Source organism: Amycolatopsis orientalis DSM 40040 = KCTC 9412 (assembly GCF_000478275.1).
Classification (GTDB): Bacteria; Actinomycetota; Actinomycetes; order Mycobacteriales; family Pseudonocardiaceae; genus Amycolatopsis; species Amycolatopsis orientalis.
This window is the reverse complement of record NZ_ASJB01000080.1, coordinates 109,261-123,101: the sequence shown is the minus strand read 5'-3', so window position 1 is coordinate 123,101 and position 13,841 is coordinate 109,261. Positions and strand designations below refer to the sequence as shown.

The 13,841-nt window shown below is 68.5% G+C and carries 14 protein-coding genes; 6 read left to right on the top strand and 8 right to left on the bottom strand.

Annotated elements, in window-relative coordinates:
* Positions 1-23: 23 nt before the first annotated feature.
* Entirely contained in the window at positions 24-2,033 is a 2,010-nt protein-coding gene (locus L324_RS28365) for a DUF6541 family protein (RefSeq protein ID WP_037315388.1), read from the bottom strand.
* Between the two features lie 82 nt (positions 2,034-2,115).
* Between L324_RS28365 and glf the strand changes: the two genes are divergently transcribed.
* The 5 genes from glf (at position 2,116) to L324_RS28340 (ending at position 6,926) form a co-directional block, all read left to right on the top strand.
* Entirely contained in the window at positions 2,116-3,342 is a 1,227-nt protein-coding gene (gene glf, locus L324_RS28360; RefSeq protein WP_037316545.1) for a UDP-galactopyranose mutase, read from the top strand.
* Positions 3,335-3,850, top strand: a complete 516-nt coding sequence (locus L324_RS28355; protein ID WP_037315385.1) for a phosphatase PAP2 family protein — start codon at positions 3,335-3,337, stop codon at positions 3,848-3,850. Before glf ends, L324_RS28355 begins: the two co-directional genes overlap by 8 nt.
* Positions 3,847-4,806, top strand: coding sequence for a decaprenyl-phosphate phosphoribosyltransferase (locus L324_RS28350; RefSeq protein WP_037315382.1), 960 nt, complete (start codon positions 3,847-3,849; stop codon positions 4,804-4,806). Before L324_RS28355 ends, L324_RS28350 begins: the two co-directional genes overlap by 4 nt.
* Positions 4,807-4,903: 97 nt before the next feature.
* The gene (locus L324_RS28345; protein WP_037315378.1) at positions 4,904-5,332 is read left to right on the top strand and encodes a hypothetical protein; all 429 of its coding nucleotides are present in this window, start codon (positions 4,904-4,906) and stop codon (positions 5,330-5,332) included.
* Between the two features lie 88 nt (positions 5,333-5,420).
* The gene (locus tag L324_RS28340) at positions 5,421-6,926 is read left to right on the top strand and encodes a hypothetical protein (protein ID WP_037316542.1); all 1,506 of its coding nucleotides are present in this window, start codon (positions 5,421-5,423) and stop codon (positions 6,924-6,926) included.
* Here the strand turns inward: L324_RS28340 and L324_RS28335 are convergent.
* The 7 genes from L324_RS28335 to dprE1 all read right to left on the bottom strand — a co-directional run bounded on the left by L324_RS28335 (position 6,905) and on the right by dprE1 (position 13,244).
* A complete protein-coding gene (locus tag L324_RS28335; RefSeq protein ID WP_161780889.1) occupies positions 6,905-7,699 on the bottom strand; it encodes a class I SAM-dependent methyltransferase in 795 nt (264 codons plus the stop codon). The genes L324_RS28340 and L324_RS28335 overlap by 22 nt on opposite strands.
* Before the next feature lie 57 nt (positions 7,700-7,756).
* Entirely contained in the window at positions 7,757-8,350 is a 594-nt protein-coding gene (locus L324_RS28330) for a hypothetical protein (protein ID WP_037315375.1), read from the bottom strand.
* Positions 8,350-9,066, bottom strand: coding sequence for a hypothetical protein (locus L324_RS28325; RefSeq protein ID WP_037315372.1), 717 nt, complete (start codon positions 9,064-9,066; stop codon positions 8,350-8,352). The genes L324_RS28330 and L324_RS28325 overlap by 1 nt, the downstream gene beginning before the upstream one ends.
* Complete coding sequence (locus L324_RS28320; protein WP_037315369.1) at positions 9,063-10,553, bottom strand: WXG100 family type VII secretion target; 1,491 nt, start codon at positions 10,551-10,553, stop codon at positions 9,063-9,065. The genes L324_RS28325 and L324_RS28320 overlap by 4 nt, the downstream gene beginning before the upstream one ends.
* Positions 10,550-11,035, bottom strand: coding sequence for a YbaB/EbfC family nucleoid-associated protein (locus tag L324_RS28315; protein ID WP_037315366.1), 486 nt, complete (start codon positions 11,033-11,035; stop codon positions 10,550-10,552). Before L324_RS28315 ends, L324_RS28320 begins: the two co-directional genes overlap by 4 nt.
* An 86-nt stretch (positions 11,036-11,121) precedes the next feature.
* Entirely contained in the window at positions 11,122-11,877 is a 756-nt protein-coding gene (dprE2, locus tag L324_RS28310) for a decaprenylphospho-beta-D-erythro-pentofuranosid-2-ulose 2-reductase (RefSeq protein ID WP_037315363.1), read from the bottom strand.
* Positions 11,874-13,244 (bottom strand): decaprenylphosphoryl-beta-D-ribose oxidase, encoded by a 1,371-nt coding sequence (gene dprE1 / locus L324_RS28305; protein WP_037316536.1) that lies wholly within the window; start codon positions 13,242-13,244, stop codon positions 11,874-11,876. Before dprE1 ends, dprE2 begins: the two co-directional genes overlap by 4 nt.
* Before the next feature lie 101 nt (positions 13,245-13,345).
* On the opposite strand from dprE1, the gene L324_RS28300 reads away from it, so the two are divergent.
* Positions 13,346-13,837, top strand: a complete 492-nt coding sequence (locus tag L324_RS28300) for a GtrA family protein (protein ID WP_037315359.1) — start codon at positions 13,346-13,348, stop codon at positions 13,835-13,837.
* The last annotated feature ends 4 nt before the right edge of the window (positions 13,838-13,841 follow it).

The following is a 13,841-nucleotide window of genomic DNA, read 5'->3' as shown; positions in this document are numbered from 1 at the left end:
GACTACTTGCGACGAAAACCCGCTCAGCGCGTCAGCGTGTAGATCGAGGCACCGGCGTTGGAGAAGTCCTTGCGCAGGAAGTCCAGCCCGTCCAGATCCCGCAGCCCCGGCGCCGGCGCCTCGCCGATCTTGATCGGTGTGCTCCCGATCAGCACATGTTTGATGTTCAGCCGCCTGACCGCCGCCCGCACCTCGGGGTCGGTGTCGTAGTCACGGAAGTGCAGCGCCAGGTACTTCGCGTCCGGCGGCGGCACGCCCGGGTCGTAGTGCCCGGCCACCGGATGGATCCCGGTGATCGCGTACAGCCAGGCCGTCCCGTCGAAGCGCTCGTTGAGCACCTTCTCGTCCGGCCCGACGTTCATCTTGGTGAGCTGGTCCATCGCGGCGAGTTCGTCGGCGCTCACCGGCGGCGTGACCTCGCCCTCGGGGCCGTTGTAGTACAGGAACGACACCGCGTGCGCGTTCGACTCGGTGTAGAAGCCCTTGGTCAGCACCGCCGACGCGGCCACGACGAAGACCGCGGTCGCCAGTCCGAGCCGGGCGGGCAGCGCGGGCCTGCTCTTGACCCAGGACCGGCCACTCGCCCACTTCGCGAACCAGCGCTGCAGCTCGGCCATCCCGTGTCCGGCGAGCAGGCACAGCGGGATCGCGGCGAGCGCCATCAGGCGGTACCGGTCGTTCCACCACGGCCGCGACAGCGAGATCACCCACGGTTCGGCGCCGAACGAGGCGACCAGCACGAACAGGGCCGAGAAGCCCAGCGCCGAGAGCCCGATCCAGCGCATCCGGCCGAGTTTGACCAGGCTCAGGACGCCGAGGACCAGCAGCACCGTCAGCCACACCTGCGGAGCGCTCAGCACCTGACGGAACGTCAGCAGCAGCGCGAGCGACTTCTCCACCGGCAGCTGCGAGCCCCACGCGTAATAAGGGTATGAACCCGAAGTGAATTTCAGGGCGCCGAGAATGTGCGGCGCCGCCAGCAGCCCGCTGGCCACCATCACCGGCAGCATCTTGACGACGTCGCCGCCGATGACCCGCCAGCCGCTGCGGCCCTCCGGGACACCGTCGAGGCGTTTGTGCCGCAGCGCGCGGTACCAGCGCTGCACCACCAGCGGGAAGGCGAACAGCAGCGCGCCGAACAGCGCCGAGGAATGCGCCGCGAGCAGCCCGACCGCGGTCAGGGCGAGGACGTATCCGGTGTCGAGGCCGGGCCGCGCGAGGAACCGGGCCAGCGCGACCACGGCCAGCGGGGTCAGCACGATGCCCAGCGCGAACGGCAGCAGCCCGCTGGAGACCGACTCGTACGCGCCGGTGGTGGCCGCGGCGGCCACCAGCGCCGTGCAGCCCGCGAACACCGCCCGCCCGCCGAGCTGCCGGATCAGGGCGACCATCGACAACGCGAAGATCCCGGCGACCGGCATCGTGATGGCGTTCAGCGTGACCGGGATCGTCGTGCCCGAGATCGAGTACACGAGCGAGCCGACCAGGTGATACGCGTTCGGATAGAACGAGCCGTCCGGGTACCAGTTGATGGTGCCCATGCCGGTCAGCGAGCCGTCACCGGTCTCGGCGATGTAGCGGATGCCGTTCGCGTGGAACACGGTGTCCCAGCGCTGGAACACCGCCGTCGTCCCGCCGCGGGCCGAGAGCACCACGAGGATCGAGATGCCGACGGCGAGCGCGACACAGGCCGCCACGGCGTAGTGCGCGCGCGGGTGCCATTTCGTCGGCGGCTCCTCCGCGCCCGGCTTGATCCACCCGCGGCCCTGCCCGAGCTTGCGGAGGCCGAAGCCGATCCCGGCGAGCACGACGGTGACGGCCGCCACTGTCAGGGGGTTGTACGACACGCCAGCGAGTGCCAGCCACGGACCGGCCAGTCCGGTTACGGTGTAGGACAGCAGCGGGGCCAGCCCCGCCAGCGCCCAGCCGCGCAGGCCGGCGGCCCGGCCGACGAGCCCGCCGGGGATCGCCAGCACGGCCAGGTAGGTGACGGTCGCGCCGAGGTACGACCAGAAGGTGTCCGGAGTAGGCACTGCTTCCTAAGTGTGTGTGTCGAAGGTGAAAACCGGTGGCTCGGTGCAGGGCGCGGAGGTGACCTGCGTACCCTCGACGCCCGTGAGCGCGCACACGAACCCCGACAAGATTACTGAAGCCGATTTCACCGGCTACGACCTCATCGTGGTCGGGTCCGGATTCTTCGGGCTGACCGTGGCCGAACGGGCCGCGGCCGAGCTCGGCAAGAAGGTCCTCGTGCTGGAACGGCGCCACCACATCGGTGGTAACGCCTACTCCGAGGCCGAGCCGGAGACCGGAATCGAGGTGCACCGCTACGGTGCGCACCTGTTCCACACGTCGAACAAGCGGGTGTGGGAGTACGTCAACCGCTTCACCGAGTTCACGAACTACCAGCACCGCGTGTTCGCGCGGGTCAAGGACCAGGTCTACTCGTTCCCGATGAACCTGGCGCTCATCAACCAGTTCTTCGGCAAGTCGCACACGCCGGACGAGGCCCGCGAGCTGATCGCGAAGCAGGCGTCGGAGTTCGACACCGCGGACGCTCAGAACCTCGAAGAGAAGGCGATCTCGCTGGTCGGCCGCCCGCTGTACGAGGCGTTCATCCGTGGTTACACGGCCAAGCAGTGGGAGAACGACCCGAAGAACCTCGGCGCCGACATCATCACCCGGCTCCCGGTCCGCTACACCTTCGACAACCGGTACTTCAACGACACCTACGAGGGTCTGCCGGTCAACGGCTACACCGCGTGGCTCGAGAAGATGGCCGAGCACGAGAACATCGAGGTGCGGCTGAACGTCGACTACTTCGACGTCCGCGAGCACATCCCGGCCGGCACCCCGACCGTCTACACCGGACCGCTGGACCGCTACTTCGACTACTCCGCGGGCCGGTTCACCTGGCGCACGGTGGACTTCGAGTCCGAGGTCGTCGAGACGGGCGACTTCCAGGGCACCTCGGTGGTCAACTACAACGACGAAGAAGTGCCCTACACCCGGATCATCGAGTTCCGGCACTTCCACCCGGAGCGCAAGCACTACCCGAACGACAAGACCGTCGTGTTCCGGGAGTACTCCCGGTTCGCGGGCGAGGCCGACGAGCCGTACTACCCGATCAACACCCCGGACAACCGCGAGAAGCTCGAGGCCTACCGCGAGCTGGCCAAGAACGAGGCCAAGGAGCGCAACGTCCTGTTCGGCGGCCGTCTCGGTACCTACAAGTACCTCGACATGCACATGGCGATCGGCTCCGCGCTGACCGCGTTCGAGAACAAGATCGCGCCGCACCTCACCGATGGCGCGCCTATCGATGGGTCCCTCGATGCTTGAGAAGGGCGCTCCCACCGGCGAGGTGGCGGTCCTCGCGAAAGCACAAGGCGTCCTGAAGAGTGACGCCACCGTCAAGGCGGCACGGGGTCTTTCGCACTTCGGCGAGCACAGCGCGGGATGGTTCGCGCTGGGGCTCGTCGGGGCCGCGGTGGACAAGAAGCGCCGCAAGGACTGGCTGGTCGCGGCGGTCGGCGTCGTCGGCGCGCACGCCGCGTCGATCGCGGTCAAACGCGTGGTCCGGCGCCCGCGACCGGACCACCCTAGCGTCGAGGTCCTGGTCGGGACGCCGAGCAAGCTGAGCTTCCCGTCCTCGCACGCCACCTCCACTACGGCGGCGGCGGTGCTCTACTCCGGATTGACCGGGCGTAACCTGGTCCCGGCCCTGGTACCGCCGATGCTGGCCTCCCGGCTCGTGCTCGGCGTCCATTACCCGACCGACGTTCTGGCCGGAGCGGCCCTAGGGGGCGTAGTCGGCGGCTTGATACGTAGGAAGCTGAAGCGACGATGAGTGAAACGACCGAGAAGGCCGATTCCAAGCCTGACGACGTAGAACCCGTGGCCGAGGCCGCCGAGCCGAAGAAGGTCGCCGGCGGTCTCGTCGGCGGCATCATCAAGACGGCACGCCCGCGCCAGTGGGTGAAGAACGTGCTGGTGTTCGCCGCACCGTTCTTCGCTTTCTCCAAGTCGACGGACCGGACCGGCCTGCTGATCGCCGCGGTGATCGCCTTCGCGGCGTTCTCGCTGGTGGCCTCCTCGGTCTATCTCATCAACGACGCGATCGACGTCGAAGCGGACAAGGCCCACCCGACCAAGCGGAACCGGCCGATCGCGGCCGGGATCGTGCCGGTGCCCGTGGCCTTCGTCGCGGCGGGCTTCTTCTTCGCCGCCGGCCTCGGCATCTCGTTCCTCGCCAGCTGGCAGCTCGCGGTCGTGCTGGCGGTCTACGAGGCCGTGCAGCTCGGCTACTGCTTCGGGCTCAAGCACCAGCCGGTGGTCGATCTGGCCATCGTCGGCTCGGGCTTCCTGATGCGGTCGATCGCCGGTGGTGTGGCCGCGGGTATCGCGCTTTCGCAGTGGTTCCTGCTGGTCACCGCGTTCGGCTCGCTGTTCATGGTGGCGGGCAAGCGCTACGCCGAGATCATGCTCTTCGAGCGGACAGGGGCGAAGATCCGGTCTTCGCTGAAGAAGTACTCCGCGAGTTACCTGCGGTTCGTCTGGGCGACGTCCGCGGCGATCCTGATCATGTCGTACTGCCTGTGGGCGTTCGAGATCCGCCAGGTCGAGCACAACTCGGTCTGGGCCGTCGTCTCGATGGTCCCGTTCGTGGTGGCCGTCCTGCGCTACGCCGTCGACGTCGACGGCGGCAACGCGGGCGAGCCGGAGGAGATCGCGCTCAAGGACCGCGTGCTGCAGGTCCTCGGCGCGAGCTGGGTCGTCACGCTGTTCCTGTCGTTCTATCTCTGATTCGACAGCTCCGGCACAGCGGATCCACAGGTTGGACACGCATCCTCGGTGATGGGAGCGGGTGACACACCCGCTCCCATCGACCAAGGAGCGAAAGATGAGCGACCCGCAGCGGCCGTCCGAGGACGAGGACAAGACCGTCGAACAGCCCGCGGTCGGCGACGAGACCGCGAAGAAACCCGCCGAACCGGCGGCCGGTACCGAAACCCCGGCTGAACCTCCGCCCGCGCCGCCCGCGGGCGCTCCGCAGTGGGCCCCGCCGCCGCAGCAGGCCCCGCCGGGGAAGGGCGGTTTCCGCCGCTTCGCCGGGCATCGCGCGACGCAACTGGTTGCGGTCGGCCTGCTCGGCTTCATCCTCGGTGGCGGGATCATCGGCACCGCCGTCGGCTTCGCCACCCATGGGGGTGGCAGGCACGGTGACCGGCCCGGCATCTCCCGCGAACACCGTGGCCAGGACGGTCCCGGCCCGCACCGGGACTTCCGTGACGGCCCTGGTGACCGCGGCTGGCGTAACTACGGGAACTGAGATCATCCGTCCGTGGGACAGCCGGACGTGACCAGTCCCACGGACGGTAGATAACGGAATCATCACGGCACCGTGTACGGTGTTCGTGATGCGAAGCGCCTCCGCTGAATTGCCCAAGGCCACCGGTGCGCTGCCGGTCGCCGCCGTCCTCGCTCGCCCCTGGGTGCTGCCTGCCGGGGCGGCGGTCGCTTCCGCCCTGGTGTTCGTCCTGGTCAGCGGGCATTTGATCGACGACACGTACATCACGCTGTCGTATGCGAAGAACCTCGCCTTCCACGGCCATTGGGGCCTGATCGAGGACGGCACCGCCAACACGGCGACGTCGCCGCTGAACGTCCTCGTGCTGGCGCTCCTCACGTTCATCGTCCGCGATGCCGTCTTCGCCGCCGGGATCGTGTTCGTGGCCAGTCAGGTGCTGCTCGTGCTCGGCCTGCGCCGCATCGGCGCCGCGACCGGCCTCCCCGGCGGCTTCGCCCCGCTCGCGCTGGGCCTGCTGCTGGTGAATCCGCTGCTGCTGTCGTCGGTCGGTCTCGAAGTCGCCCTCGGCGCGACGGCTGTCGTCTGGCTGATGGTGCTCCTGCACGAACGCCGCCCCGCCGCCGCGGGCGCCGTGATCGGCCTGATCGCGCTCATCCGGATCGATCTGCTGCTGATCGCGTTCGTCCTGTTCCTCGCGCGCCGCGAGTTCTGGGTGGGGATCTGGCGCATGACCTTCGCCGCGCTCGCGGTGATGCTGCCGTGGTTCGTGTTCAGCTGGCTGGCGCTGGGTTCGGCGGTACCGGACACCCTGGTCATCAAGATCATGCAGCGGTCATGGGGACCGTTCAGCTTCACCAACGGCCCGCTGCTGTACTGGCGCAATTTCCCGGTGGCGGCGACACTTTCCTTCCTGCCGCTCGTGATCGGGGGGCTCGCCGGTCTACTGTGGACGTTCCACTACCGCCGCGGCGCGGACGGGGCGAAGCGCCTGCTGCCGTTCGCGACCCTCGCGATCGCCGGTGCGGCGCACTATCTGGCCTACTGCTGGCTGAACGTCCCGCCCTATCACTGGTATTACGCGCCGAGCATCGTCGGCGCGACGATCTTCCTCGCCGCCGGTGCCTGCGCGGTGCCCGGACGGGCCCGGCTCGGCGCGGGGATCCTCGCCGGCGCGTTCCTTCTCGCGAGCGTCGTCGCGTACGCGACCCCGGAACTGCCGCGCCGGTTCGCGCCCATCACCAGTAACCACGCCGCGTCCGACGAGTACCGCAAGATCGGCTCGCAACTGGCCGAACTGACCAAGGGGCGGAAGGTGGAAAGCGCCGGCGAGGTCGGGGCGCTCGCCTACGCCTGCGATTGCGACATCGTCGACCAGTTCTCCGACCGCGGCTCGGTCGACCCGGCGATCGTCGAGACGAAGAATCGCAGCGGCGACCTCGGCAAGGCCCTGTTGGAGGCGAACTTCCGGTTCTTCGACCACAGCGTCCCGCCCGCGACCCCGGATCTGGTGCTGGCCACCACCCGGAAGGCGCCGCCGCCGAACGCGCTGGCCACTTGGACGATCAGCTCGCCGTGGATGGGCACCCAGCAGCTCTACCTCCGCCCCGCGCGGTAGAACCCCGTCACGAAGGGGCGGACGACCTCACCGCCGAAGCGGTCGACGACCAGGTTCTCGATGGCGTCGAGCAGCCGCAGGCGCTCCTCCGGCGGATGACTCAGCACGAGCGCCATCGAGGCGTACAACGTGCGCAGCCGGACGGCGTCCATCCGTGCTTCGGAGCGGATCACCTCACCGGCGAAACCGGTGAACCCCGCGGCTGTCAAGTACTCGCGATGGGCGTCGACGTCCAGCTGGAACGGCGGCCCGCCCGGATCCATCACGGTTCCTGGCGACATCCCGAGGATCTCTTCGGCGGCAACGTCGAAGTCGTGCGGCCGGGCCGGGTCCTCGAACATCATCCACCAGAGCGCGACCCGCCCGCCCGGTTTGACGATCCGCCGCAGCTTCGCGGCGCCGACGTCGGGCTGGACCCAGTGAAAGGACGTGGCCGCCACCGCCAGGTCGAAGCCGTCGTCGGGGAGTTCGGCTTCCTCGAAGGGGGCGGTGACGACGTCGAGAGCCTCGGCGGGGTGTGCGGCGCGAAGGAAGTCGGCCAGGGGAGCGCTGGGCTCGACGGCGGTGACCGTGGCCTGGTGCGCGAGCAGCCGGGCGGTGACCAGGCCGGTCGCCGGTCCGATCTCGACGACTCGTGCGCCGGGACCGAGACCGCACTCGGCGACGAGGATTTCGTAGACGCGGTCGGGGTAGTCGGGGCGCCCGGCGTCGTAGGACTCGGGGTCCTGGCCGAAGAGATGCCTGCCCTGATGCGTGCTGAGTGGCTTTCGCAAGGTCGTCGTCTCCGGGTAAACCCGCATCCAGAGGACTAAACGCGGGAGGGGAGGGGATCAGCGGCGGGAGTCGGCCCGGGTCGCCTTGTCGACCGCCAGCATGTCCCGCTGGTAGACCACGGAGCCGTCGGCGAAGACGAACTGAAGCACCGGACGCGGCGGAAAACTCCGCCCCAGGTAACGCGCGGACACCGAACGCACCACGCCCGACGGCATCTCCTCGAAGGTCCGGAACGGCTGGGCGGGATCCTCGCCTTCCAGCATCCGCGCCGGGTACACGACGGCCAACCGCCGGTCCGACAGCGTCAGCAGCGCCTCGCCCTTACCTCCGGCGAGATGGTCGGCGAGCCGGGCGGCGATCTGGTCCGCGGACCGCGCGACCACCCAGTAGGCGATCGTCGGGTCGTCGGTCCAGTCGGCTTCGAGTACGTCGGGAGCGGGCAATGGCCACCGCGGCTTCCCCGTCACCGCAGGGGTTTCCCGCGCCGCCTCGTAGGGCAGCGTGAGCTTGCCGTCCAGCAGCAGCCCGACGTAGCCGTGCGCGGGCGGGCAGCCGAGGATCAGGCGCTCGCCGGGCGCGAGCCAGAACTGGTGCAGTTCCCGTTCGACGATCTCGTCGACGGACTTCGCCATCGGAAGCGTGTTCTCCATCAGCTCACCGTCATCGAGTGCAGCCAGGCGAACTGCCGGGGATCGTCACAGTCGAACAAGAAGTCCATACCCGATCCGTCCACAAAGGACACTCGAATGCAGGGGCGCCGCTTCTTGCCGTGCTCGGCCACCGCGAAACCGGCGACGCGGTCACGCGGGATTTCGGCGCACGGAACCATTTCCTGTCGCGCGATCGGAACGCCCTCGGCGTTCTCGCCGTAGGTCTTCGTGGTCATGATCGCGGCGATCTCCTTGCCGGTCTTGACCACGCCCTTGCCGAACCCGATCGCCTTCGACATGAACGTCTTCTCGGCGGGCTTCACCGGTTCCGGCGGCGGGATGAACTTCTCCAGCACCAGCAGCCGCGCGCTGGTCAGCGCCCACAGCCGCGAAAGCGAACCGCTGGTGGACAGCTCCCGTACCGCCGTGTGCGCGATACCGCCCTGGTCGCCGAGCACGATGACCTGCGGTGACGGCGGATTCGACTTGCCGCCGTCGTCGCCTGCGCCCAGCGCCGCACCGACCACGTCGCCGGCGAAGTTCGCCGCGCCGGAGCCGAGTTTGCCCAGCACGCTCTTCTTCGGCACACCCCACGGATCGAGGCCGCGCACGTCGTAGTTCAGCGTCCGGCCGTACGCGGCCCACAGCAACCGTTCACCGGGATGCAGCGACGGCAGGGCCTGTGACGCGGCCCCGAGCGGGTAGCCGAGATTCATTCTTCGATCGTGAACCCTCTGTCGGTCGCCGCGCGGCGCTCTTCCTCGGACGACGAGTCCTGCGACTCGTTGTAGCCCGCCTTGACGCCCTGTTCGACGCCCAGTTCGGCCAGATTACCCGCGCTGCCGCGGAAGGCGGCCTTGCCGAGGCTGGTCGTCCCGTTCATGCCCATCGCGCGCAGCCCGGCCTCGGTGAGGTTCGTGGTGAGTGCGTCCGAGCCTTCGCCGCCGACGCCGTACCGGTTCGCGAACTTGTTGGCCGTCTTGGAGGCACCCGTCGTCGGGTTGGCCTTCGTGACGATCTTGGCCAGCGGGTTCTTGTCGATCTGGTCGGCGAGCCGCTTCTGCAGCCAGTTGCCGTCGCGCAGTCCTTCGGTGCGCTCGACGACCTTCTTGAGCGGCCCGTTGCGGAGCGTCTTCAGGATGTCTTCGAGCTTTTCGATCAGCGGCTTGAGCTTGCCGAGCAGCTGCTTGACCTTCATCCCGAGTCGTCCGCCGGTCACCGCGACCTGACCGGCCGTCGCCGCGCCCGCCGCGCCGACCGAGGCACCCGCCGTGATCCACGAGGCGGCCAGCGCGGCCAGCCACTCGATGATCAGGCCCATCACCAGTTCCTGGATGATGTCGATGACGATCTCGACGAACGCGTCGAACAGGTCGGCGGCGATCTCCAGGATCTGCTGTAGTCCGCGGACGTCGTTCGCGAACGCCTTGGCGCCGCCCGAGAACTCGGTCATCTGGCCGCGGAACGCGTCGCCCGCCTCGCCCTTCCACGCCTCTTTGGTGCCGTCGGCTCGCTTCTGCTCGTGCTCGGCGACGCCCTCGAGCCACTTCGCCGTCTGCTCCCAGCCCTTGGCGGTGCTGCGCATCTGCTCGGGGTCGCCGATCGCGGGTTCCAGCACGAGTTCGACCAGCGGGCTGATCACGATCCCGATCAGGAAACCGAGCCCGTTGTCCAAAAAGGACTGTCCAGGGCTCGTCACGAGCTGGAGTTGTTCCATCCGCGCGTGCACGGCCGCGATCGCGACGTCCGGTGGGCTGCTCGCCCTCGCCACCTCCGAAGAGGTGCTGAGCCACGAGCTGCCGTAGCCGCCGTTCTGCTCCCAATACCCCTTGCGGCCGGCGTCACCGGAGCTGTTGAGGTCGCTCAGACCGCCGGGACCGCCGCCGCCGTCGTCCAGGCCCGCCCCGAGGCCGGTGATGACCTCGGCGGTGCCCTGGTTGTGGTCGAGGTAGGTCTTCGCCGCGGTGGTGGTCTTGTCGGCGATCTGCGCCATGAAGGACTTCGCCTGCTCGGCGAGATCCTGGCACTCCTGCAAGGAGTCGAAGTACTTGAACGCCATCAGCTCGCCGAGCGGGCCGAAGCAGTCGTCGGAGACCCTGGCCTGTTCGAGCAGGCTCGCGAGGCTGCCGAAGTTCCCCGACGCCTCTTTGGAACCCGTCGCGTGCGCGGTGAGCGCTTCCGTCTGTACGCCGAAGCCGGTCAAAACGAGTCCCTCCGCAGGATGGGGCCGCCGAAGTCGTCGTCATCGGCCGGGGCCGGGCGAGCCGGACGCTGGGTACGGACGGGCTGCTGGGCGGCCGGGCCCGCGAGGGATTCCGCGGGCGGGGGAGCGCTCGGCCCCAGCGGTTCGACATGGGCGTTGAACGCCTCTTTGAACTGGTCCGCGCGATCGCCGAGGATCGGCTGGACGGTCTGCTGCATCGCGGCCGCGGCCTGCTGCGTGGCTTCCCTGATCGCGGTCAGGATCTCCTGCTGCAGCGCGGTATGCGTGCGGTTCATCGCCTTGGGGGACAGCTGGAGTCCCAGCAACGCGCCCGACGGGGCGACGGTCACCGTCACCGAGCCGTCGGCGTTGCGCGCGGACCCGCGCAGCCCGGCGATCTTGTCCTTCAGTTCCGCTGCTTTGGCGGCCTGCTCCTGAAACGACCGGATGGCCGCGTCGAGCCTGGCTTCCTGGTCAGCCATCGATTCCTCTCAACCCGGGGACGGAAGGGGGGACCCTTTCCCCCTCCGTGCACCGGGTGAGACGAACGCGGCCGTGAGGCCGTTCCCTAGATCGGCAGTTTCCGGAAGATCGGCCGGGGGACGTGCCGCAGGGCCGACATGACCAGCCGGAACGGCGCGGGAGCCCACACCAGTTCCTTGCCGGCGCGCGAGGCGGTGACGGCGATCTCGGCGACCTGCTCGGCGGTCTGCGCCAGCGGGGCGTCCTTGAGTCCCTCGGTCATCTTGGTCTTCACGTGCCCGGGGCGGACGACGGTCACCTGCACGCCGGAAGGCGCCAGCGCCTCGCCGAGGCCCAGGTAGAAGCCGTCGAAACCGGCCTTCGTGGAGCCGTAGACGAAGTTCGAGCGGCGGACCCGCTCACCGGCCACCGACGACAGCGCGATGACCTTGCCGTGGCCCTGCTTCTTGAGCTTGTTCGACAGCACGACCCCGACCGACACCGCGGCCGTGTAGTTCACGGTCGCCGCCTCGACGGCCTTCGCGTGGTCCTGCCACAGCTCTTCCTGGTCACCGAGCAGACCGAACGCCACGACGGTGACGTCGATGTCGCCGCCCTCGAAGGCCTTGTCCAGCACGCCGGGGTGCGAGTCCATGTCCTTCGCGTCGAAGCCGACGGTGGACACTTCGGCGCCCTTGTCCTTCAGGCGCTGCGCGGCCGCGTCGAGCCGCGGCGACGGACGTCCGGCCAGCACGACCCGGAGGGGCTTCTCGGACAGGTACTTCTCCGCGATCGCGAGCGCGATGTCGGAGGTGCCGCCGAGCAGCAGCAGGGACTGGGGGTTACCCACAGCGTCGATCACAGTTCCAACCTTCGGGACATGTCAGAGGCGAAAACGCCTTCGGGGTCAACGGAAGCGCGGACCTTGCGCCATTCCTCGAGCCGCGGGTACATCTTCGCGAAGTTCTCCGCGGAGGTCCGCGAGTCCTTCGCCGTGTACAGGCGGCCGCCGAGCGCGAGCACGTCGTCGTCGAGTTCCTGGCAGAACCGGCTCAGCCCGTCCTTGATCGGGAAGTCGAGGCAGACCATCCAGCCGGGGTGCGGGAACGACAGCGGCGCCGGGTTGCCCTCGCCCATCTGCTTGAACACGTTGAGGAACGACACGTGCCCGGAGTCGGCCACCTTCTGGATGATCCGGCGCAGCGGCTCGTGCGCGTTCAGCGGCGTGCTGAACTGGTACTGAAGGAAACCCTTGGAGCCGTACGCGCGGTTCCACTCGCCGAACAGGTCGAGCGGGTGGTAGAACGCCGTCAGGCTCTGGATCTGGTCGCGCGCGTTCTTCGCGGTCTTGCGGTAGTACAGCTCGCCGATGGCGGTGAACGACAGCTTGTTCGCCAGTCCGTTCGGGAACACGTCCGGCAGGGTCGCCAGGGTGCCCGGGTTGAACTTGAGCGGGTCCGCGCGCAGCTTGGGCGGCAGTTCGTCCAGTTTCGCGAGCGAGCCGCGCTGGAAAGCGGCGCGGCCGAGCTTCGCGCCCCTGGAGATCGAGTCGAACCAGCCGGACGAGTAGGTGTAGTTGTCCTCGGAACCGTCGGTGACCAGCGCCAGGGTCTCGTCGAGGTTCGCCGTGCGCTGGATGTCGGCCTTGAAGTAGGCCGTCTCGGTCTTCGTCATCCGGATCTTGGCCCGGACGATGACGCCGGTGAGGCCGATGCCCGCCACGGTCGCCCAGAACAGCTCCGAATCGGGGCCGTCCGGCGTGATCGTGCGCACCTGCCCGTCGGCGGTGACCAGGTCCAGCGACACCACGTGGTTGCCGAAGCTGCCCGCCGAGTGGTGGTTCTTGCCGTGGATGTCGTTGGCGATCGCGCCGCCGATGGTCACCTGGCGCGTACCCGGCAGCACCGGGACCCACAGGCCGTAGGGCAGGCCTTCGCGCATCAGCTTGTCGAGGCTGACGCCCGCGTCGAGGTCGACGATGCCGGAGTCCGGGTCGATCGAGTGGATACGGTCCAGCGCGGTCATGTCGATGACCAGGCCACCCGCGTTCTGCGCCGGGTCGCCGTACGACCGGCCGAGGCCGCGCGCGATGACCCCGCGTTCCCCGGCCTGTGTCACCGCCCGGGCGATGGTCTCCACGTCGGGGGTGCTCAGGACGTCCGCGATACTCGGCGACGTCCTTGCCCAGCCCATGAGCGACTGCCGCTGTGTCTTGGGTGCTTGGGTCACGCCGACCAGGGTAACCACGCCGAACACTGCCCGGAACGTGACCCTGAAGTGCTCGCTTCTACACTTTGCGCACCAGCCCCAGCAGTTTATGAGGTAGAGCAGTGGTGGCGACCGACCCGAAAGCCGGCTCGACGGCGGCAGCGCCGTCCTCCCCTGGGCTGCTCGGGCAGCTCATCCGCTTCGGCCTCATCGGCGGATTCTGCGCCCTCGTCGATTTCGGCGTCTACCAGGGGCTTCGTGCTCTCGGAATGGACGCGACGCCGTGGGTGGACATCGCCCGCGCGCTCAGCTTCATCGTGGGCACCACGACCGCCTTCTTCCTGAACCGCAAGTTCACCTTCGCCGGTGGACGCCAGGAGGGCGCACGTCAGATCGGTAGCTTCGTACTCCTGTACGCCGTGACGTTCCTCGTGGCCGTCGGCGTCAACCGCACGATGCTGCACGTCCTGCCGGAGTCGGCCTGGAAGGCCACTTTCGGTTGGGTCGTTTCGCAGGCAACCGCGACCGTGATCAATTTCGTCATGCTCAAGTGGGTCGTCTTCCGTGAGCCCCGCGCCACCAGCCCAGTCTTGACCAGCACAGAGGAGAACTGAGGAT

Coding starts and splice junctions, on each gene's coding strand:
- L324_RS28355 (WP_037315385.1), top strand. CDS start 3,335: ATGCTTGAGAAGGGCGCTCCCACCGGCGAGGTGGCGGTCCTCGCGAAA.
- L324_RS28330 (WP_037315375.1), bottom strand. CDS start 8,350: ATGGAGAACACGCTTCCGATGGCGAAGTCCGTCGACGAGATCGTCGAA.
- L324_RS28325 (WP_037315372.1), bottom strand. CDS start 9,066: ATGAATCTCGGCTACCCGCTCGGGGCCGCGTCACAGGCCCTGCCGTCG.
- L324_RS28345 (WP_037315378.1), top strand. CDS start 4,904: ATGAGCGACCCGCAGCGGCCGTCCGAGGACGAGGACAAGACCGTCGAA.
- L324_RS28315 (WP_037315366.1), bottom strand. CDS start 11,035: ATGGCTGACCAGGAAGCCAGGCTCGACGCGGCCATCCGGTCGTTTCAG.
- L324_RS28340 (WP_037316542.1), top strand. CDS start 5,421: ATGCGAAGCGCCTCCGCTGAATTGCCCAAGGCCACCGGTGCGCTGCCG.
- L324_RS28350 (WP_037315382.1), top strand. CDS start 3,847: ATGAGTGAAACGACCGAGAAGGCCGATTCCAAGCCTGACGACGTAGAA.